The organism is Pseudenterobacter timonensis (assembly GCF_900021175.1).
GTDB lineage: Bacteria > Pseudomonadota > Gammaproteobacteria > Enterobacterales > Enterobacteriaceae > Enterobacter > Enterobacter timonensis.
Genome location: NZ_FCOP01000011.1, coordinates 310,109 through 333,137 on the forward strand (window position 1 = coordinate 310,109; position 23,029 = coordinate 333,137).

The 23,029-nt window shown below is 50.0% G+C and carries 11 protein-coding genes and 2 pseudogenes; 7 read left to right on the top strand and 6 right to left on the bottom strand.

Annotated elements, in window-relative coordinates; genetic code table 11:
• Positions 1–199: 199 nt before the first annotated feature.
• The 4 genes and pseudogenes from hsdR to BN3796_RS07870 all read left to right on the top strand — a co-directional run.
• Positions 200–3,712, top strand: a complete 3,513-nt coding sequence (gene hsdR / locus BN3796_RS07860; protein WP_061707815.1) for a type I restriction-modification system endonuclease — start codon at positions 200–202, stop codon at positions 3,710–3,712.
• Between the two features lie 70 nt (positions 3,713–3,782).
• Positions 3,783–5,369, top strand: coding sequence for a type I restriction-modification system methyltransferase (gene hsdM / locus BN3796_RS07865; RefSeq protein ID WP_061707816.1), 1,587 nt, complete (start codon positions 3,783–3,785; stop codon positions 5,367–5,369).
• Positions 5,369–5,797 (top strand): annotated as a pseudogene (locus BN3796_RS21170) (restriction endonuclease subunit S); the annotation flags it as partial. The gene hsdM and the pseudogene BN3796_RS21170, both read left to right, overlap by 1 nt.
• Positions 5,774–6,688, top strand: a pseudogene (locus BN3796_RS07870) (restriction endonuclease subunit S); the annotation flags it as partial. The pseudogenes BN3796_RS21170 and BN3796_RS07870, both read left to right, overlap by 24 nt.
• 71 nt (positions 6,689–6,759) lie before the next feature.
• Here BN3796_RS07870 and BN3796_RS07875 read toward each other — a convergent pair.
• A complete protein-coding gene (locus BN3796_RS07875) occupies positions 6,760–13,080 on the bottom strand; it encodes a DEAD/DEAH box helicase (RefSeq protein WP_061707817.1) in 6,321 nt (2,106 codons plus the stop codon).
• 12 nt (positions 13,081–13,092) lie between these two features.
• A complete protein-coding gene (locus BN3796_RS07880) occupies positions 13,093–16,380 on the bottom strand; it encodes an STY4851/ECs_5259 family protein (RefSeq protein WP_061707818.1) in 3,288 nt (1,095 codons plus the stop codon).
• A 439-nt stretch (positions 16,381–16,819) separates the two neighbouring features.
• Here BN3796_RS07880 and glgS point away from each other — a divergent pair, with 439 nt between their 5' ends.
• Entirely contained in the window at positions 16,820–17,026 is a 207-nt protein-coding gene (gene glgS / locus BN3796_RS07885) for a cell surface composition regulator GlgS (RefSeq protein ID WP_238379224.1), read from the top strand.
• A 37-nt stretch (positions 17,027–17,063) separates the two neighbouring features.
• Here the strand turns inward: glgS and BN3796_RS07890 are convergent, their stop codons facing one another.
• Positions 17,064–17,936 carry a phosphorothioated DNA-binding restriction endonuclease gene (locus BN3796_RS07890; RefSeq protein WP_061707819.1) on the bottom strand — a complete coding sequence of 291 codons (873 nt, stop codon included), beginning with the start codon at positions 17,934–17,936 and terminating at the stop codon, positions 17,064–17,066.
• Between the two features lie 172 nt (positions 17,937–18,108).
• On the opposite strand from BN3796_RS07890, the gene BN3796_RS07895 reads away from it, so the two are divergent.
• A complete protein-coding gene (locus BN3796_RS07895; RefSeq protein WP_148381798.1) occupies positions 18,109–19,098 on the top strand; it encodes a restriction endonuclease in 990 nt (329 codons plus the stop codon).
• Between the two features lie 263 nt (positions 19,099–19,361).
• Positions 19,362–19,760: a hypothetical protein gene (locus BN3796_RS07900; RefSeq protein WP_061707821.1), complete on the top strand. Its 399-nt coding sequence runs from the start codon at positions 19,362–19,364 to the stop codon at positions 19,758–19,760.
• Positions 19,761–19,795: 35 nt separating this feature from the next.
• On the opposite strand, the gene ompA is transcribed toward BN3796_RS07900, so the two are convergent.
• From ompA to BN3796_RS07915, 3 genes are all read right to left on the bottom strand, one after another.
• Entirely contained in the window at positions 19,796–20,839 is a 1,044-nt protein-coding gene (gene ompA, locus BN3796_RS07905) for a porin OmpA (protein WP_061707822.1), read from the bottom strand.
• 113 nt (positions 20,840–20,952) lie between these two features.
• A complete protein-coding gene (locus BN3796_RS07910) occupies positions 20,953–21,582 on the bottom strand; it encodes a helix-turn-helix domain-containing protein (protein ID WP_061707823.1) in 630 nt (209 codons plus the stop codon).
• Positions 21,583–21,644: 62 nt separating this feature from the next.
• Entirely contained in the window at positions 21,645–22,820 is a 1,176-nt protein-coding gene (locus BN3796_RS07915; RefSeq protein ID WP_061707824.1) for an OmpP1/FadL family transporter, read from the bottom strand.
• Positions 22,821–23,029 lie beyond the last annotated feature (209 nt).

Genomic DNA, 23,029 nt, shown 5'->3' on the forward strand with positions numbered 1-23,029 from the left:
GTTCGATATGGTCAGCTGACTTGGTTGAAGAGTTTGGGGCTTTTTGTGTTTAGTACAGCACTACAAAATAGACGAACCCTTAAGAATTAGTCAGTTGCTGTGACGTTGCTCATTGCCCGGTAAGATGTGTAAAGCTAAGATAAAGAGTTATGAGCCTTAAATATATGGATAGGCTTGTACAGCGATGGATTAAAACTTAATGATGACTAAATCCAATTTTGAGTTCCTGAAAGGCGTCAACGATTTCACCTATGCCATCGCCTGTGCGGCGGAAAATAATTACCCGGATGATCCCAACACCACGCTAGTGAAAATGCGTATGTTTGGCGAAGCGACGGCTAAACACCTTGGCCTGCTACTTGATATCCCCCTCGGTGAGAATCAACACGATCTTCTGCGTGAACTAGGCAAAATTTCCTTTGTTGATGACAACATCCTTTCTGTATTCCATAAATTGCGCCGAATTGGCAACCAGGCCGTCCACGAATACCATAATGATTTGGATGATGCTCAGATGTGCCTGCGCCTGGGTTTCCGTCTTGCCGTCTGGTATTACCGGCTGGTAACCAAAGATTACGACTTCCCTGTGCCGGTTTTTATGCTGCCTGAGCACGGTGAGAAGCTCTACTACGCCGAAGTCCTCACGCTCAAACAGCAACTGGAACAGCAGACACAGGAAAAAGTACTAAGCCAGGCGGAGCTAGAAGCTCAGCAGCAACGCTTAATTGCACTCAACGGTTACATTGCCGTTCTCGAAGGCAAACAGCAGGAAACCGAAGCACAAACCAAAGCACGCGTGGCCGCACTGGAAGCGCAACTCGCCGCCAAAAACGCCGAGTTAGCAAAACAAACCGAACAGGAACGCAAGGCATATCATAAAGAGATTACCGACCAGGCTATCAAGCGCACACTGAATCTCAGCGAGGAAGAAAGCCGCTTCCTGATTGATGCCCAACTGCGTAAAGCGGGCTGGCAGGCCGATAGTAAAACGTTACGTTTCTCCAAAGGCGAGCGTCCGGAACCGAGTGTAAATAAAGCCATTGCCGAATGGCCAACTGGCAAAGATGAAACCGGGAAGCAAGGTTTTGCGGATTATGTTCTGTTCGTGGGCCTTAAACCTATCGCAGTGGTCGAAGCAAAACGTAAAAATATAGATGTTCCCGGCAAACTCAACGAATCATATCGTTACAGTAAATACTTCGATAACGCGTTCTTACGCGACACGTTGTTAGAACATTACTCTCCTGATGAAATACATGAAGCGATACCTGCTTACGAAATTAGCTGGCAGGACACCAGCGGCACACAGAGTTTTAAAATCCCCTTTTGCTACTCCACCAACGGGCGTGAATACCGCGCGGCAATGAAAACCAAAAGCGGTATTTGGTATCGCGACGTCCGCCACACCACCAATATGTCGAAAGCGCTGCCGGAATGGCATCGCCCGGAAGAGCTGCTGGATATGCTGGGCAACGACCCGCAAAAACAGAATCAGTGGTTTGCCGATAACTCCGGAATGAGCGAACTGGGTCTGCGTTATTACCAGGAGGATGCCGTTCGTGCGGTAGAGAAGGCCATTGTTAACGGCCAACAAGAGATCCTGCTGGCGATGGCGACTGGTACTGGTAAAACCCGTACCGCCATCGCCCTGATGTTCCGCCTGATCCAGTCGCAGCGTTTCAAACGCGTCTTGTTCCTGGTTGATCGTCGCTCGCTCGGCGAGCAGGCGCTGGGATCGTTTGAAGATACACGGATTAACGGCGACACTTTTAACAGCATTTTCGATATCAAAGGATTAACCGATAAATTCCCGGAAGACAGCACCAAAATTCACGTCGCCACGGTTCAGTCGCTGGTTAAACGCACACTGCAATCAGATGAACCGATGCCGGTCGGCCGCTACGACTGTATTGTCGTCGATGAAGCACATCGCGGCTACATTCTCGATAAAGAGCAGACCGAAGGCGAGCTGCAGTTCCGAAGCCAGCTGGATTATGTTTCCGCCTACCGCCGCATTCTCGATCATTTCGATGCGGTAAAAATTGCGCTGACCGCCACGCCAGCGCTGCACACGGTCGATATTTTCGGCGAGCCGGTTTACCGCTACACCTACCGAACGGCGGTGATCGACGGCTACTTGATCGACCAGGATCCCCCCATTCAGATTGTCACACGTAACGCGCAGGATGGGGTCTATCTTTCCGAGGGCGAACAGGTGGAGCGCCTGAACCCGCAAGGTGAGCTGATCAACGACACGCTGGCTGACGATCAGGATTTTGAGGTTGCCGATTTTAACCGCGGCTTGGTGATCCCGGCGTTTAACCGTGCGGTATGCGGTGAGCTCACCAAATACCTGGATCCCACCGGCCAGCAAAAAACGCTGGTGTTCTGTGTCACCAACGCCCATGCCGACATGGTGGTTGACGAGCTGCGCACCGCGTTTAAGAAAAAGTATCCGCAGCTGGAGCACGACGCGATTATCAAGATCACCGGTGATGCCGATAAAGACGCGAAGAAAGTGCAAAGCATGATCGTCCGCTTCAACAAAGAGCGGCTACCCAATATCGTGGTCACTGTTGACCTGCTGACCACCGGCGTGGATATTCCGTCTATCTGCAATATTGTGTTCCTGCGCAAAGTCAAAAGCCGCATTCTCTACGAGCAGATGAAGGGCCGCGCCACGCGTCTGTGTCCGTCGGTAGGGAAAACCAGCTTTAAGATTTTCGACTGCGTCGATATCTACAGCTCGCTGGAAAGCGTCGATACCATGCGCCCGGTGGTTGTGCGTCCGCAGGTGGAACTGCAAACGCTGGTCAATGAAATTACCGACTCAGAAACCTACAAAACCATTGAAGCGGATGGCCGCATTTTTGCCGAGCACAGCCATGAACAGTTGGTCGCTAAGCTGCAGAGAATCATCGGCCTCGCCATTTATAACCGCGATCGCAGCGAAGCTGTGGATAAGCAGGTTCGCCGTCTGGACGAGCTGTGCCTGGATGCCGCGGGCGTCAACTTTGGCGGTCTGGTCTCACGACTGCGGGAAAAAGGACCGCACTGGAGCTCCGAGATTTTCAATAAGCTTCCCGGTTTTATCGCGCGCCTCGAAAGGCTGAAAACCGATATCAACGCCCTGCGCGACGCCCCCATCTTCCTTGATATTGACGATGAGGTGGTGAGCGTCAAATCGCTGTATGGCGACTACGACACGCCGCAGGATTTTCTCGAAGCGTTTGATGAGCTGGTGCAGCACGCCCCGAACGCCCAGCCCGCGCTGCAGGCGGTGATCAATCGCCCGCGGGATCTTACCCGTAAAGGGCTGGTAGAATTGCAGGAGTGGTTTGACCGCCAGCATTTTGAAGAGTCATCCCTGCGCAGCGCATGGAAAGAGACGCGCAACGAAGATATTGCCGCCCGCCTGATTGGCCATATCCGCCGTGCGGCGGTGGGCAATGCGCTCAAACCGTTCGACGAACGTGTCGATCACGCGCTGGCGCGCATCAAAGGTGAGAACGACTGGAGCCCTGAGCAGCTAAGCTGGCTCGACCGTTTAGCGCAGGCGCTCAAAGAGAAAGTGGTGCTCGACGACGACGTCTTCAAAACCGGCAATTTCCACCGTCGCGGCGGTAAGCCAATGTTACAGCGCACCTTTGACGACAACCTCGATAGCGTGTTGGATAAGTTCAGCGATTACATCTGGGATGAGCTCGCCTGACGCGTTATCATCCCCGGCAATTTCTTCTTCTGCGGCCCCAATAAGGGCCGCTGTTTTACATGGGATCTTCATGAACAATAACGATCTGGTCGCCAAGCTGTGGAAACTGTGCGACAACCTGCGCGACGGCGGCGTCTCCTATCAAAACTACGTCAATGAACTCGCCTCGCTGCTATTTTTGAAAATGTGTAAAGAGACCGGCCAGGAAGCGGACTACCTGCCAGAAGGCTACCGCTGGGATGACCTGAAATCGCGCATTGGCCAGGAGCAGTTGCAGTTCTACCGTAACCTGCTGGTGCATCTGGGCGCAGACGAGAAAAAACTGGTGCAGGCGGTGTTCCAGAACGTCAACACCACCATTACCCAACCGAAGCAACTGACCGAGCTGGTGAGCAATATGGACTCACTGGACTGGTATAACGGTAGCCACGGTAAGTCTCGCGATGACTTCGGCGATATGTACGAAGGGCTGCTGCAGAAGAACGCTAACGAAACAAAATCCGGCGCGGGTCAGTACTTCACCCCACGTCCGCTGATCAAAACTATTATCCATCTGCTGAAGCCGCAGCCGCGTGAAGTTGTGCAGGATCCGGCCGCCGGGACCGCGGGCTTCCTGATTGAAGCCGACCGTTACGTGAAGTCACAGACTAACGATCTGGATGACCTTGATGGTGACACCCAGGATTTTCAGATCCACCGCGCGTTTATCGGCCTTGAACTAGTGCCCGGCACCCGTCGTCTGGCGCTGATGAACTGTCTGCTGCATGATATTGAAGGTAACCTTGATCACGGTGGCGCCATCCGTCTGGGCAACACGCTGGGCAGCGACGGCGAGAATTTACCGCAGGCCGATATCGTCGCCACCAACCCGCCTTTTGGCAGCGCCGCGGGCACCAACATTACCCGCACCTTCGTGCACCCGACCAGCAACAAACAGCTGTGCTTTATGCAGCACATTATCGAAACCCTGCGCCCCGGCGGTCGTGCAGCGGTGGTGGTGCCGGATAACGTGCTGTTTGAAGGCGGTAAGGGCACCGATATTCGTCGCAACCTGATGGACAAATGCCATCTGCACACCATCCTGCGTCTGCCGACCGGCATCTTTTACGCCCAGGGCGTTAAAACCAACGTACTGTTCTTTACCAAAGGCACGGTCGCCAATCCGCATCAGGATAAAAATTGCACCGATGACGTGTGGGTGTATGACCTGCGAACCAATATGCCGAGCTTCGGCAAGCGCACGCCGTTTACCGAACAGCACCTGCAGCCGTTTGAAACCGTCTACGGTGAAGATCCGCATGGCTTAAGTACGCGCACCGAGGGCGAGTGGAGCTTTAACGCTGAAGAGAGCGAAGTCGCCGACAGCGAAGAGAACAAAGACACCGACCAGCACCAGGCGACCAGCCGCTGGCGCAAGTTCAGCCGCGAGTGGATCCGCACCGCCAAATCCGATTCGCTGGATATCTCCTGGCTGAAGGATAAAGACAGCATCGACGCCGACAGTCTGCCGGAGCCGGACGTGTTAGCCGCAGAGGCGATGGGTGAGCTAGTAGAGGCGCTGAGCGAACTGGATGCGCTGATGCGCGAGCTGGGTGCGGGCGATGAAGCGGATGCGCAGCGTCAGTTGCTGAATGAAGCGTTTGGTGAGGTGAAATAATGTTATTACAAAATACGCGCATTTGGCCAAAAATAAAGCTTCTTGATATTTCAGATGTTAAAACAGGTAAGGTTGATGCAAACCATGCTTCTGCTTTTGGTAAATATAAATTTTTTACATGTGCGTTAGAACCTCTTGCTGCTGATACATTTACTTTTGAAGGTGAATTAATCATTCTTCCTGGTAATGGAGCTAATGTAGGCCAAGTATTTTATTATAATGGTAAAGCTGAAGCCTATCAGAGAACTTATGTTTTATATAATTTTCTATGTTCTCCAAAGTTTATTTATTATCATTTAAGATGGCGGTGGAAGACAGTAAATCAAAAAAAACAATATGGCTCTGCGACTAATTATATAAAAATGGGTAATTTCACGGATTATGATATAAAACTTCCGTCATTACATGAACAAAAAATCATCGCCGAAAAACTCGATACGCTACTGGCGCAGGTAGACAGCACCAAAGCACGTCTTGAGCAAATCCCACAAATCCTGAAACGTTTTCGTCAGGCGGTCCTGGCTGCGGCAGTGAGTGGAAAACTGACAACCGCCTCTAGAAATAGCCATAGCCTTATTGGCTGGCATACTATAAACCTCGGGGCCTTAATTGTCGATTCCAGTAATGGGCTGTCTAAAAGACAAGGATTAAATGGTAATGAAATTACTATTTTGAGATTGGCCGATTTTAAAGACGCTCAGCGTATAATTGGCAATGAAAGAAAAATAAAATTAGACTCTAAAGAAGAAAGTAAGTATTCATTAGCAGATGGTGATATCTTAGTTATAAGAGTGAATGGAAGCGCGGATTTGGCTGGTCGATTTATTGAATATAAATCAAACGGTGATATTGAAGGGTTTTGCGATCATTTTATACGTTTACGCTTAGATTCAAATAAAATTATGTCTAGATTTTTAACTTACATTGCAAATGAAGGCGAGGGTAGATTTTATCTACGTAATAGTTTGTCAACAAGTGCAGGACAAAATACAATTAACCAAACATCAATCAAAGGACTTAGTTTTTTACTCCCACCATTAAAAGAACAACACGAAATCGTCCGCCGCGTCGAACAACTCTTCGCCTACGCCGATACCATTGAAAAACAGGTTAACAGCGCCTTAGCCCGCGTCAACAACCTCACCCAGTCAATCCTGGCGAAAGCCTTCCGCGGTGAGCTTACCGCCCAGTGGCGTGCTGAAAACCCAGAGCTTATCAGTGGTGAAAACAGCGCCGCCGCCCTGCTGGAAAAAATTAAGGCCGAACGCGCCGCCAGCGCCGCCAGCGGCGGTAAAAAAACCGCGCGTAAAAAAGCGTAATGATGGTTATCGGCTATCGCTGACTCGAGTCGTTTTAGCACTCCCAATTCCTTATTGGGAGTGCTAATCCATTAAGACGTCATCACCTCTACCAGCACATCCGTTGCCCAGCTCTCCTCGCTATTAAGGACTTTGCCCTCCTGGCAGGCTTGCGCCATTTTTACTAGCTGATAAGTCACATCATCAGTAAAGTCAAAGTTACGCCAAACGTTAGGGAAGTCGATACGCCAGTATCCCATTCCCTGGTCGAATCGAATCTTCAACGTCTGACCATCCTCAAAGGCCACCGTCAGCTTACGATGATGTGGAATATCTCGCGGTGAATCGAACACCGTCAGTTCTATTGCTCTACCCATGGCTGCCGCAAACCACTGGTCGGCGAAATCCTGAAAATCCGCGTCGCTCATCCAGTCATGAAATGGCCGGTTGCCGGGGCGATCTTTGGGCTTAAACAGCGTATCAAGCCTCAGCTCCACGTTATCGGTCAGCTTTGTTTTTAGCGGTTTCAGGATCTCCCCCAGCAGTGCCAGCGCAACCGGGTTTTGCAGATAGCGATCGGTATAGTGAACGCTGGTGATTCGCTGGTTTTTCATCAGCGATTGTGCTTCTTCATGGCTGTTAAACAGCGTGTCCCAGAAGAGTTGTCCGAACTGCGAAAGTGGACCATTTAACTGTTTATGAATCTCTATGTCTTTTACACGCTCAACAGAGTTCGCCGCTTTCCCCGGTAGAACAAACTCGTTCAGTTTTACCGTTTTATAGCCGAGGCTGCGAACGACCAGTTTGTCATTCAGGTGCCAGCCTGGCCCCGGGATAGTTGCCTGCTGGCTGCGTGAAGCCAGCGTCATTATGCGATCGGCAAAGGCGATTTGCGCCACAATCGGCAATTCCAGAGCCTGTTCGCTATGACACAAACGCACACCCAAAGCAGTAAACTGCGAAAGCTCATGCAACAGCTCCGGATCATCGACGCCAGCAGGAATGACAAGGTCGACCGCAACATTGTCTTTAACCCGGTAGTTCTGAATAGCCGCCCGGAATTGACGGGCATAAAGATCCCATTCATTGAGTGGCCCATTCATCCACAGTGTGAGTTTTTCAGCTCCCTCGTTAATCGCCCGACGAAGGGTATCGCTAATCGGTCCCGGGCAATATCGGGCATCTGGTAGCGAGAATGTCTCTTCATCTGGTAAACCAATGTAGAAACTGAAGTCATCCCCAAGCCAGGTCAGCGCCGCTTTACGATCCAGCAGGTCATGATCGTGGCGGGTTTGAGAATCGAGCAAACATTCACTGCATGCGGTATCACAATGGTTGCAGCCCAGCTGATTCACCATCCCCAGCAGAATGGTCTCAATGTGTAATGGCGCACTGGACGCAAAACCTGCGCCACCGCTAATCACATCGTAGAGTTGAACGGCTAACACCGATTGTCCATCTTCCAGTCTGACTGGACGCACGGCGTAGCCCAGTTCTGCAGCAGAAATACCCAATACACCTGCCAGCGTCTGACGCAGGGCAACTGCCAGAGTCATGGCGACAAGCCGACCCTCTTCTGTATTATCCGGGAGGTATTCACCGTTTTGTGGCTTGCGCAGAACCATTTCAAATACATCCGTTCGCGCTAATGCACCCAGCGTGACGTTTTTCATCAGTGCCGTCGAACCGGGGCAAATCAGCCGCTGATTTTGGCTATCGCGGTCCGCTTTTCCCGGACGCGGTGGGTAGTGAGCTTCCATACTTCTCGGTGCATCATTTTCATTCAGCATCGACTCCGCACGCCCACAGCTCAGGCATAACGCGTAACCATGACCACCTTCTCCGAGACTTTGCTGGAAAACATGACCATCAGCACCAGACGTCATATACCCCATTGTCGGGTTAGGCAGCGGTACGGGTTCCGCTTTAACAAACACCCAGGCAGGGACAACCGGGATAAATTTCATGGCTTCAATGTTGTTTGTCACCGGCGCATGCGCATCGGTTACAAACCCGGCAGGCTGCAGCACCTGGCGGCGATTATCCATGATGATTTTTTCACCACAGGTGCTGTTGGTACAGCATAATACCCCGGAACTGCTCATTCCCTCTTCATAGCCGATGGTCCCGCATTTGTGGCAGCGCCAGGCACAATCCAGACGCTGCGCTTCATTGGTATCGGCATTAATATTGTGCCAGTGCAGTGAGACGCCAGCAGAGCGGAAGACTCTACCATCAAGAATTATCTCTGCACCTGGTGCATATTCACGGATGGCAACGCCCAGGTTACGCGAGGGAAGTCCTTTATAACGTGACACGTTATCTTCGCGATCTTTTTTATCCCGGCTTTTCTGTGATTTTTCACGGATATAGTCTTCCATAGTGAAGTTATCAAACGTCACCACATCCGTTGGAAAGCCGTATCCGGGAAGGAAGGTTCTGGCCGCCAGATCGCGCAGTAAATATTCGCCACAATGTCGTTTTTTTTCCAGTTCTATGCGCTTGCGATAAGGCGTTTGCGGCTGCGATTCGCGTTCCTGTGCAACAAGATCGCGATAGACGGAAAGCCATCTCTGTTGCAGAAAAGTAATCGCATCAACTGTTTTCTCTCGCAATTTGTGGGAGCTGGCGCCATGCAGCGCCGTGCCTTTTACCAGCCTTTCCAGCGCTGCGTCAATATCAAGTACGGGGCGTTCAAGCCAGACTTTAAAGCGTTCACACTTTGATTGCCCGTCGTCTTCACCGAAAAACCAGAGGCTATCAAGACTGGTTTTTTCTTTATCCGTTTCGCCAATAACGTGACATAAAAAGTCGGACAGTAATAACGCATTGACGTGGCGTTGCACCAGCCGGGCGGAATTCATTGCCACCATCGGGGCTGGGATCATCGTTTCAAACGGCCAGAGCGGGTTGGCAAATACCTGTTGATCGTGCGGGTTACCTTTACACAATGTGTAAGATATCGCGCGCGATTCCTTGCTACGTCCGGCTCGTCCGGCTCGCTGTAAATAATTTGCCGGATGCGGCGGTACGTTGTTCATCACCACGGCGGTAATGCCACCGATATCAACCCCCATTTCCATGGTGGTGGAACAGTTGAGAACATTAAGCTGCCCGTTCTTAAACATCTTTTCGTAGCTTTGCAGGCGTTCTGAAGACTGCTGGGCAGAGTGCTCTGCAGTGCGGTAGTAGAAGCCACCTTCTACGACACGATCGTTGATATCCGTCCAGACATTTTCCGAACGCAATTGTGCGATCAGCGGCTCGTTGCTGACCCAGTCACGTACTTTAGCCAAACCCGGAGCGTAGTCTTCTTGTGAGCGATCCACCTTCCAGATCTCTGGCATGGTGACCTTTTGCGCGACAAATGCGTCATATTGCGTCTGGGTGAGTTGTTCAAAGGAAATGTGAGTGGGTAGATATGGGGTTAACCCTTTAAAAGCAGTGTCCAGAATTTTATTGGTGACCGGACAAATCCAGGCATCCGTGATTAAAGAGAAGGTCAAATGCTCTTTCGGCAAATAGAAACGGTTACCATCAGGCTTCAGTACGGCAAGTGACCCGGTAAGCTGGTTCCATGCTTCTTTTAACCATGTATTGATAATATCAATCGTCGCCGTATTTACTTTTTTTAATCCCGCACCAAGCATTAATAGCTTCACCAAACGATGGGACAAATTGCCATTACGAATTTGTGGCCAGCGTCTGTTCTGATTATCTTCAGGATCTTTTGTTTCCGGGTTACGGACGAATTTTGACGAAAAACGACTACCAATCCAGTTTTTTAACTCATCGTCCAGTTGTGTGAAGTTGCTTTCACGTACGTACAGATCCAGAGTAACCTTAAGAAAATCTTTCCAGTCATCCAGCGTCAGCCCTTGCTCTTGCCAATGCATCGGCATCTTATGAATCTTCTCTAGCCCCTGATAACCAACCCGCACCAGCCCTTGCGTTTCCAGGCTGTTAGTTCGTTTAGGACGACGCATGAACTCCCGGAAAAGCAACATTTCCGAAAGCTTCAGCGGCCCGCCGTTTTCGTTGAAAATTTCAGGCTTCAGATAGTGATTATATTGCAGAATAGGGCCGCTAATATCGGCTTTCTCTCTAAGCTCATTGACTATTTCTATCCATGTTCGGGAAATGAGAATGGTCGCTACGTTACCTCCGGTCGCAGCCTGAAAAGCTTGTTCAAGCTGCTCAGCCTGTACTTCTGCCAGCTTCGCTTGTTCAGGTAATCCCCAGCTTCTAAATTCATCGGCCTGTTGGCGTGCCTGTTTTGCCAACGCTGCTAACTTTTCCAGATCTGTATTGGCATTTGGTGTGGTGGAAGTCTGTGTTCGTTGATGCCAGCCCAATATTTCTACTACGCTGCCACGTAAGCGACTGCGTTCAGCTTCTTGCTGCATGCGTACCGCCATGCGCGCTGTTCCCTGGCGGCTGTCGGTGAAGGTAATGAGACGGCGGCCTCTACCTGGCAGTGAATCAGGCCCCACTCCCTCCTTTCCATCTTCGCTGACAAAGTCCTGACAATACTCCAGAACGGTTGGCACAATATTGGTGACATAAAACGGTCCACCCAACAATGCGCGGCGGAAAGGTTGTTTTCCGCTCGTGCCTCTGTAGCCGCAGCCACTGGCACTACATACCTGTTCAATATCGTTAATAATCAGTTCAATACTTTCATTATTAACTACACCAATACGACGAGTCTTGCGATCGAGTCGCTGTAGGATATAACCTGCTTCACTGGCCTTTTCTGCCGCAATAATAAGTGGAGGGCGGTAACTACTTTCTTTCTCAACTTTTTCTTCAGTAGCGTCGTTTTCAACATTCACCTCATCTTGCAAAGAAAATTCATCGCCACCTTTATTTTCCCATTGGACAAGTTTGCCATTTTTATCCCGGGCCAGAAGATGCGGTTCGTTACATTCATTACAGAATGCCAGTTCGTAGACGGGGCTCCCGCATTCACAATTTTGCCGTTGATTCACATACACATAACCAAAGGGCCAGCCCTTTTCCAGCGGAGTACCATGCTTTTGTCTGCACTCTTTATCAACACAAGCCCACACTCCCTGGGTATTGCGCTGGAAAATATGCGCTCTTATCTTCAGGAATGCCGGATCTTTAGGATTAGGTTGTGTACCAGAGCAGACGTCGATCCAGCGAAGTACTTCCTGCTGGCTATAATTCTGCTTGGTCAGCGTATTCAACCGCTTCGTCATCGTATCCAGCTTCATTGGATCCGGCTGAGTAACTAACATTTCACGCAAGTAATGTGCTTCAGGTGAATGCGTAAGAGCTTCAAAGCGCTCTGGGCTTACGCCCTTCATGTCTGTATCAGGGATTTGTTCAATTTCTTCTAAAGGAATATAAACGTGTTTGCACGATGCTAGTTTCGGAATCACCCGGCTTCCGTCCAGTACGTCGATGCGCTCCTGCGGTATACCGGATAATTCAGAGAGGAATTTTTTCAGTTGTTTTTCGGCATCGCTTCCGGCAATAGTTGCAGAGGTTGCCACGAAACGCACATCGTCTGGCGTCACGCCAAAGGCCGTCATCACGCGGCGTAACTGCAGCGCTAATTCAGCGGCCTGCGATCCGACATAGGTATGCGCTTCATCCAGTACTATCCAGCGTAATGATTTTTGTGCTTTAGACTGTTGAATAATTGGAGCATCAATTTGGCGGACCATCATATATTCCAGCATCGTGCCGTTTGTTACCAGAATTGGTGCGGGTTCTTCACGCATCTTTTCGCGTGAAAGCACTTCATTTGGCCTTTTTGCCTGCTCGCTTTTTACCGAAGCGTGAAGATTTTCTGTATTGCCATTATAAAGACAGTAACGGATCCCAGTACCAAATCCACGTGTCCACGCATCCAGGCGCTCCCGCTGTGAATTAATTAGGGCATTGAGGGGGTAGAGGAAAAGGGCCCTGACGCCGACAAGTGGGTTGTTGCCATTTTCATGTAATTCTCTGTAGAGGTCTTCCAGCACAGGAACCATAAAACATTCCGTTTTGCCTGACCCCGTACCACTTGTCACCACTACCGAATGTTTATCTTCCAGTAAAGCCTTCCAACTGGCTAGCTGGTGAGTGAAGGGTTTCCAGTCTGCACCAAAACGGTAACGACCGTTGTTATGATCATCAAGTGAATCAACAACAGCTTTACTCAGTAATGCCTTACCTTCGGTCAGGTTGCTCATTGTATAATTTGACTCTTTCCAGCCAAACATTTGCTGGAATACTGGTGAGGCAAGAAATGAGCCTGATTTCCCACAATCGGCACCCATTTGCTCTGCGAGATGCTTGCGTAAGTTCGGGTTTGTGATCCCCATAATACTGAGCGTTGCTTCGGTTGAGCGAGACAACGATTGTTCAATAAGCGACGAAAAATAGCGTGTAGTCATTCTTAACCCTTTTTATTTTTGAGCAAAATAACGTAACAGGCTGCACTGGAAAATGGCCTTAAACCAGCGGGAATCGAAGTCCCTGACCTGTCTCAGGAAAAATACAGCACCAGGTTTACGGTCAAATACGGCTTCAAAAGAGGTATTACCGCTTGCTACAGCTGCGGCAAAGACGGGTAACCAGGCAACGGAATAGCGGTATTCTGCGTCAGGATTAATGCTGATCACTGGATTTTTTTGTGATGTCATCCAGCTATGGAGCCGCTTGCTGCCGTACTCTGGCCAGCGAGCTTCACTATGCTCACGTAAAAGCTCCTGATACCACTCGCGAATGAAGAACTCTGGAATGGGCGGAGGGAATTGTCCGTAACTTAACCATTTCTCAATTTCGTCGGCATATGTCGGAAAAACGAGCCCCAATCGCTGATACATGCTCTTCACCAGTAAATTCTGGGTTTCTTCCGGTGCACCCTTTTGGCTCAGGAACAATTTAAATCGATCGGCTGCGGTTTTGATTTCGAAGATGGGGAAGAACTCCCATAAAATAGGGAACTCATTTTCAATGCGGCTCAGATACTCAGCTGACATCTCAAATTTAAATAGCGACATCGCCAGTGCTCGTGGATGCTGTACTAGCGCACGCCAAACTTCAAAGGTTGCCAGCGGCAGATAACCAAATTGGTCGTACAGGCAACGCATAAACTGCCAGCCGGAATGAGCGGGATCGTTAGCCATTTGTTCAAGTACCAGCGTAATAGTATTAACTTCAGACTGGGGATTAAAAAGCTGGGTCGCTTTCTGCAATGAACGAATACAACTTTCATCCACGGGTAACGACGGTTCCCCACGGATGAAGCAGGGGCGAAACGCCATTTCCTCACCCTGTTTGGGGACGACTAACCACGGCCCATTTTTGTTAATAACCGAACTCAGTTCATATTCCCCTGTCGGTATACCTTCGCTCATTCTTGATGATAATGGGGTGATTTTTCTCTCCGGTTCACTCAATAACATGAGAAAAGGAGAAGGCATTTGCCCGGTACGATAATAGATTGATTGGCTGATGAGAACTTCTCTTTCGTAATCATAGCGTAAACTGTATTTATAGCGGCGAATCTGCCAACTCATTACAGCACCTGCGCCTTTGATTTGCATCTCTACAACCTGATCAATTCCTGTCTCGAGAGACAATAAGTTTTCAATGTGCTCTCTCAGGCTATATAAATTAAGTTCGACAGGGTGTTCCCCCGCGGTATAACACCATTCATACCATGCTTGTAACCCACTTTTGGAACGTAAATGTAATTCCAGTGAAAAACGTGTCGGATCGCCATTTTTGCCAAATAAAAATGCTCTCGAACCTAGCAAATCATGCAGAGTAATATTTTTATCCAGAGTGCATCCATTTGCATCAAGGGCCAGGCAACCTTTGGCAGGGAAAGGTAGAGTAATTTCTACTGGGGCTGCTACCAAATTTGGATAAATCTGCAAAGAGACAAACGCAGGAGGTATTCCTTCTGCTTTAAGCAATATTTCTGTTTGCCCTGCTGAGCGTTTACGAGCAACCTCTAGTGTTTTATCTTTTAAGACAGACATACAGGGATGTTGCGTTAAGATAACAATGGAACCTTCATTGGCTAACTCACCACCTTTTATTTCAATGTTAAAATCTGCCGGCAATATTCCAATTTTTCGACGCAGTAGTGTTTCATTGTGAGTATTTCTGACAGAAACATATTGCGTACCCATCATCTCTTGTACCTGACATTCATCTAACGGTATGCCACTCAGATAACGTTTGAATTGTATATCTTTAGCATTCAGATTTTTTGCCGTAACTTTAGGTACACCAAGGAACGTTTCATCAGGATGGCAATTCCAGGTCACTTGTTTCCCATAAAAATCAAATCCGCTCTGATTAGATTGTTCTCTCCCGGTGCGGATCCTGTATGTTTCATTTCCGGAAATGATTACATCCTGGCGTCCTTTTACGGACATTGTCCTAAGTCCTAATAACAAGGCTGTACCTGAAGAGCCTTCATACCCTGAAAGAGTAGTTTTTTCTTGAGGTAGGGCAATAAGAACATTGCTGTTACGTACGGTACAAGAAGCTTGTCCTTGCAATAACCAGAGTTCCTCATCATCAACAAAAGTAAGTGGTACCTCGCCAACGGCGATTTCACTACCTTCAAGTTTTATGGTGCCAACAATCATTCCTCCAGTTCGTGCAACAATCGTTAAGCTCGCAGCTGGCTGGCGTCTGACAAATCTCGACTCACTTTTACGCAGGCGAACTTTGGCATGGGCGTTCTCCAGGGATGCATAGGCGGGGCCGAGACAGGCGACTTCTTCACCATCTTCATAAATGGCAAGTTCAAATCGCGTCGTTGAGGGGGTGCTGATGATTGGGAAAGTGAGTTCATCAGGCAGCGAAATTATGGCCTGGATTTGATCGGGATGGTTTTCCGACCAATAGAATTGACAACCGGAACCCTTATTTTTTTGTAAGTGGGATTTAGTTTCTACGGAGGCAGTACATAGCAACCCATTAAGAAAGCGGGTACCTGTTTCATCATCCAGAGGCATAGGAAACTCATCGCGCCATTTGGGATGCACTTTATCAAGCTGCTTCACGGGTTCGGTATGATTGCTCAAGTTGTACATTAGAACCAGCGAGCTGAGTTTTTCCGCTATATGGCTGATGAGTTCTACAGAAGTGTCTTCGCTAAAAACAGTTGGCAGGGCTGATTTTTCTATGACAGTTCTTACTAGAGAAAGTATGGAAAATCCTGCCAGTTGTGCCTGCCCATATTGATTGAGAATCCGGGAGAATACATTCTGAAAATGGCTATCCGACTCCTTCAGCAAGCGGAACGGTAATCCCCCCTCACTGAACAATGTTCCGAGAAAATTACGTCGTTCCGATTCGTAAAATCGGATTGGGCGGTTCCAATAACCTTCCATCCCTTTAGGGATAATAATCCTTAATTCAGTCGACGTTAATGATACCCCTAATGCTTTATATATAGGGTCCCACATCCAACCACAATGACGCTCATAATCTCTGCGATACCATTCAGAGCAAAAAAGGACAAAACAGGCAGCGTAACCTTTATCATCGATATTACTCTGTACTTGACCAACTGCACGAAGTAGTTGTGTTAGATTATTGTATTCATCGTTGGTCGCATGATATTCATATAGTGGACGGCTATCAGGTTGTCTCAATCCTCTACGATTAAGAAAGTTACTTAGCCAGGAAGTACATTTTACCCAAGAAATGCATTCTGATTGACTCAAGGTAAACTCCTTACAGACAAGCGAAAAAAAACTCGTAGTTTAGTTAAAAACAGACCAGCTTACTCTTGCGTTAGTATAACTTCAACCACTAATTTTTGTGGGTAAATCTCACGAATGATTTTTAATTAAATGATAACAAAAATCAATCGATTTCATCCTATTCATTGAATCGTTGTATTATTGAAATAAAAGGAAGTTTTACTTTAGCATCGCTATGGACAATGACGAATAATTTATCTTCTATGATATAGGGCTACGATCAATCTGGCCAAGATCACAAAATATGCGTGAAACTAAAACGGGTCTATTTATAGTTCCCAAAATGTGACCACAGTCAGACTGATGCGCACGCATCGCTCAAAAAATGATCTTTCTCAGGCGGATACTGAAATCAGAAAAGCATATGACCTTGAACAGTAATCACAATGACTGGAGGGGTATGCTAATGAACCAACAAAATATAAACGCACTGAAGAATTTTGATTTTCTGGCGCGCAGTTTTGCCCGTATGCACGCCCTGGGCCAGCCAGTTAATATCGATGCCGTAACCGGCAATATGAGTGAAGCACAGCAAGCATGGTTCCGGGAGCGATACGACCACTACCGAAAGCAGGCTGAGCGGGCGAGGGTGGTAGAACTGCGGTAATGTAACGGGCAACGGGCTTAACGGCCCGTTGCGTTTTTCAGGCTTTGAAAATCTGCTTCCGGTGCCAGCCAACATACTGTTCAGCAGGCCATTGCGTTTTATCATAAGGGAGGAATAACTGCTGGCCGTCCCGGTGCCAGAACAGATGGTCTACCACCGGACTGCGGCTGACTCCGCCGGAGATGCGGATGGTCATATTCTCATCCAGCCCGAACGCCCCCATATCAAACGCATCGTGGTGCAACGTACAGAGCGCCAGGCCATTGTTTACCACGCACGGGCCACCGTACGCTTTCCAGTGAATATGGGCCGCTTCAATACCAACCAGTGCGCCATCGAGCCTGAGATCGTAACCACAGAACGCGCACCGTGAGTGGTAAGCGCGAAGAACGATATCCCTGAAACGCGGATCGCGGTTCCTGGAGCGATCGATAAAATCGAATCCCAGTTGGTTCGCCAGGATCCGCTGAATACTTTCCGGAAAGCGATCGGTGAGGATCTTCTGGGCCAGTTGGTCGATCATCTCAGGGTGGGCCAGCAATTGCTGGTAAGCCGCCTCATCGAAGCCGCCCGCCACCTGGTTATCAATCAGTTCTTTCTTTGTCGGCTGAGTATTGCCCTTACGCGGTTTGCAGCCTTCTGCGTGAGCGATCTCCCAGAAGCCGTCTGTTCGCAGCCGCCAGAACGGCATATTGGGGTAATCGGTGCGTCGCTTAGGACCAAACTCTTTCAGCAGGCGGGTAAGCGGTTCGTGGATCTCCAGACCGTAGTTAAACAGGCGCGGATGGCCCGCTTTGTACTGCGACAGCACGTACAACAGCAGCAGCGGTTTATGCGGCGCGCATACGTCACCCTGACGCCAGACAGAGACGTTAGAGATGGCGGATTGCAGCGTATCTGGAGAGAGCATAAGAATGAACCGGGTAACAGGCTGATGTTACTGCGATCATGCTCGCAAAACTTAATTGATTCAAGGCGAATGACGTAACGTTGATTTGCTTCCGGTATAGCAAATTGTGTTGTGCTAAAGTGCCGATTAACAAGCTCATTCAGAAGGGAAAATCATGGCTGGCAAGATGTGGATGATTCGTGGCGATGGTGGAAAACTATATGATGATTTTCGTGATAAGCAAGTCGCGGCGATAGGGTGGTCACCCTTTGCACCATATGTAAAACCGGGGTTATCCAGAGAAAAGTTGTTCGATTTATACCAAGAGCTTGAACCTCAAATTAAACCGGGAACTGCACGTTCTGGTACTTCTCAGATTTGGCGCTTTGTGAATGAAATGCAGAAAGGTGACTGGGCCATCACTTATTCACCTTCTAATCGAACCTACCTGTTAGGAAAGATCGTTTCAGATTTTGAATATCACGCAGAGTGGCTTGAAGATGGCATGGGCATTGCCCGCCAGGTGAAATGGAATCCGGAAGAAATCGATCGTGATAACCTGAGCGATGCAACCAGAAATACATTGGGTTCTACGCTGACCGTTTTCCGGGTTCCGGATTTTGCGATGAATGAATTGTTGCAAGGGAAAAAACCTGCATCTGACGTCGCGAAAGAAGCGCCTGGTTCAGTTGATGAGGACGAAGCAGTATCCAATCCCTTGCGTGATATGGAAATGATCGCCTTTGAAGGTATCAAAGATCGTATCAACCGCCTTGACTGGGATGAGATGCAAAATCTGGTGGCAGGCGTATTGCGCAGCATGGGGTATAAAACTCAGGTTTCGCCAGCTGGCGCGGATCGGGGCAAAGATATTATCGCCTCTCCCGACGGTTTCGGTTTTGAAAATCCGCGCATCATCGTTGAAGTGAAGCATCGCCGCGAACAGATGGGCAGCCAGCAGATCCGCAGCTTTATCGGTGGCCGCCATAAGGACGATCGCGGGCTGTATGTGAGTACCGGCGGATTCAGCAAAGATGCGCGTTATGAAGCCGATCGTTCAACGATCCCGCTGACGCTGTGGACGCTTGACGATCTGGTGCGCGCGCTGGTGGAAAACTACGAGCAGGTTGATATTGAAACGAAGCTGTTAGTGCCGCTGAAGAGAACCTATTTGCCCGCATAATCCGCAGCACACATGCGTGGGGAAGATCTATTTCGCCATCATCTTCCCCACAGCTCCGCCAGCCCCCTTAACATCCCCCCGCAGGCACCACTCCGGCCACGGCGCCGCCAACCCTCGCGTCCGCCCAAGCCAGCCTGCAAGCCAGAGCATCTATCCTGCCAGCGCGATAAGAAATAATTATTTAAAAATAAATAACTTAACCCTGCATCCCGTGCGTCGGTTCTGGATAATTGTAATGACCTATTTTTTACAGGCAGAAACCGATGAAAAAAGATCCCCGACCAATTCTGATTATCGCGCTGCTGGGCCTTGCCGGATGCAGTTCCTCCCAGCCGGATGAGGTGGAGCATATCCAGCATATGCCGGTTCCGGTGGTGCAGCCCAGCGGCAGAGCGCCACAAATTCCCTTGTCGCAGATGGCCTCTCTTTATCAACGTAATCAGCAGGAGTTAACTACGCTGACCACGTCGATAAAAGCCCGCTATCTGCAGGACGTTAAGCCGCGCGATATCTTTGACGATCGCAGCGATGTGCAGCGCGTCTACGCCTCGTTGACCCGACTCGAGCAGTTGCAGATGTTGAATGAGCAATATTTCAAAGAGCAGAACGACAGGGGATTACAGGAGATAGAGGAGCTTCTTTCTCCTCTGATGCAGGGATAAAAAAAACCGACACAGGCTGTGTCGGTTTTTTTTATTTACTTGTCGGTGATTTCCACCACCACACGGCGATCCGGTGACAGGCAGTCGATTAACGCCTGAGCCTGGCGATCGTCGCATGTCGTCCCGGTTACGGATTCGCTTTCGCCGCGGCCTTCGGCACGAATGTTCTCCGCCGGAATACCCAGCGCCACCAGTTCATCGGCTACGGTACGGGCGCGACGGGCGGAGAGCGCCTGGTTGTAAGCTTCATCGCCGGTGCGGTCGCTGTAACCCACCACCACCGTGGATTTATCTTTCGCTGGCTGCAGACCCGGGCTGTTGTACAGCTGGCGGATAGCGGCCTGGCCTTCCGGCGTCAGGGTGGCGGAGTTGTAATCGAACATCACGTCAGATTTCAGATTAAAATGCTGCGGTTCCGGCGCCGGAGCGGGGGCGGCAACCGGCGTCGCGGCAACCGGGGCATCATCATGCTGACCAAAACGGTAGGTAACGCCCGCCGTGACGGAACTGATGTCGCTGCTTACGCCGATCTGGCTGGCGTTGCCCACGTTGCTGACCCACTGGTATTCCACGCGGCCTGCCCAGTTTTTGTTGAAGGCATATTCGGTACCCACCGCCGCCAGAGGACGCACGCCGGTTTCAAAACGGTTATGCCCGCTGATGTCAGATTCCGCCCGGTAGCCCATCGCTCCGGCGCGACCATAAATATCCCAGTTATGGGTGACCGCGTAGCTGGCCTTCAGGGACATTTGCAGCCCTTGCGCTTTCAGTTTCGCGCCGTTGCCGCCATGTCTGCCGTTAATCTGCATGTTGCCTAAATAGTCATAGCCACCTTCCACGGCCAGCCACGGCGTAATTTGATAGCCGGTATAAAGACCGCCGCCGACATTATCGCGGGAGATATCAAACTGATTGGAACCGTTATTATTTTCATGCGCTTTGGAGCCGGTTTCGGTGTCAAAATAATGTGACCAACCGAATTTCGCGCCACCATACCAGGTGCCTGCATCTCCTGCCGCAAGCGCTGAGGTTGCGGTGAAAGCATTCACGATGATCAGAGCAAGAACTGTCTTTTTCATAAATTTCCCGTTTACTGGAACTCAAGTTAATTTCGTCAGAAATGCGACTCAGTGGGCAAACGATATAACGAAAGTTCCAACGGGTTAATTTCTAATCTGTTTAATTTTAAACTTCAGAAGCTCTCCGGCAAATTGCCTAATTCCATAAGATAGCCGCCGCGTTTGAAGACGATATAATTCCCCTGTTTTAGCGCAGATAAGACATTCAGAATACTGCTGCGCGATAACAGGGTGCGGTCCTGAATATAATCCAGGATCGTGGTGCGCATACGCGTCTCTTCCGGCAGTAATATCATTTCATGAAGATGGTTACGAATGACAGAATAGGTGCGCTGCTGCACCACCTGCGCGTCGCGGTAGATCAGGTAGGCGGTGTGATAGGAGAGCAAGGCAGCCACATCCTCCCAGACGCCCTCCTCGCGAAAACGCTTCGTCGCCAGCTGCGCATCGACGCGCAGCACCGTGGAGGCCGCCTCCGCGCGCAGAATATGACCGTGCGTCGGCTGTATCATCTCCGCAATGCCAAAAAGATGAGGCTCATAGACCGTAACGATAAGCAACCCGTCCGAGGCGCGGATCACGGAAAGCTCCCCCTCCTGCAGCAAATACATCTGCTGGTGGCCTTTATAACGCCAGGTCATTCGTTTTCGCGGGGCGACGGTGAGCCTCTCGGCGAGAGGCTCAATGATCGCGGTAAGACGTGAAATGGACTCTTCGGGGCGAACGGGAGGAAGAATAAGCATGACGGCTCCTTATTACAGAAGATTCATGGGAGTATAGTCCAGCGGGCACGCTAAAAAGTGAATCAAAACTGATAGCTATAGCTCACGCCGGCAAACCAGAGCGAGGGCTTGTCGAAGCGCCCGCTGTAAATAGCCGGGGAAACGACGTGCGAGGACTGCATGTGCAGATACTCCACGGCAACGCCAATCTGGCTGGCAGGGGTGATCCGGTACTGCGCGCCGGTGCCGAAACGCCACTCATCGCCGGTGGGGAGCGCCATCGAGACATTGCCCTGATCGTGATAGGGGGTACTGTCGAAGGCGACACCGGCGTCGAAGCGCCATTTTTCAGACGGGCGATACTGTGCGCCCAGCGCCATATGCCAGGTATCTTTCATGCGGCTGGCATTGTCGACCTGCCGCCCTCTGACCGTGATATCCGGGGCACCAAACTGACTCCAGTCCTGCCAGCCCAGGTCGCCCATTACCGACCACTGCGGGTTAATGTCATGCACCACGCTGAACATCAGCTGCTCCGGTGCGCTGATCTGCGCCGTAAGCGGTATCGCAAAGCTGGCGCGGGGGATCTGCGAGCTGCCGTGGATATCAAAGTCGTAGTCGGTTTGGCTGGTCCAGGTTACCCCGGCGCGGGTGCTGTCGGCGAGCGCCATCAGCAGGCCCAGCCGGTAGCTCATCGCCCAGTCGTGATCCTGCTCCTGGTACTCATCCCCCTGCACGCTACGCGTCAGGCTCAGAAAGCCGTAGTTAATATTGGCAGAGGCGCCGATGGAGAGGCGATCGTTAAGTTTCCAGGCCAGGGAAGGGCTAAGGGTCATCGCCGCCAGCGTGCTTTTTTTAATAATGCGATCGCCTGCCCAGTCACCATAGTCAAGGCCCAGCCCGTAATTACCATACAGCCCGATGCCGGCAAAAAGATTATCGTTAATTCTCTGGCTGTAAAAGGCGCTGGCATTCGGGAAGGGCTTCAGCACGTCGCCGGGGCTATTTCGGTGAGGATCGTTAAGCTGATAATCAATATTACCATCCAGCACCTGCAGTCCGCCCGTCAGCATATGATCGGGTAAGAAGGTCATTCCCGCCGGGTTGGTTAAAATAGTCGAGGCATCCTGCGCGCGTGCGGCCTGCCCGGCGCCTGCGAGGGCGGTATCCTCGGTGCCGGTCTCATAGAAATAGAGGGCGCTGGCGTGAGTCAGCGGCGAAATTAATACGCTCGCGCAGAGAATAATAAGCTTGTTCATACCAGATTCGATTACGGTTATTAGCGTTCAGAGGAAAGAAAGCACAGCCAGTTGTACAGCGATGTATGGTTATTTAAACTACAGGAAGTTTTCGGGAGGTGAGCATAAATGTTGTTTATTTTTAAATATTGCCCGCTGGCCTGCGGCGGTGAAAATTTAATATAAATTCACCGCTTTTTATATTTTCACGAGAAAATTCACATCTTTTA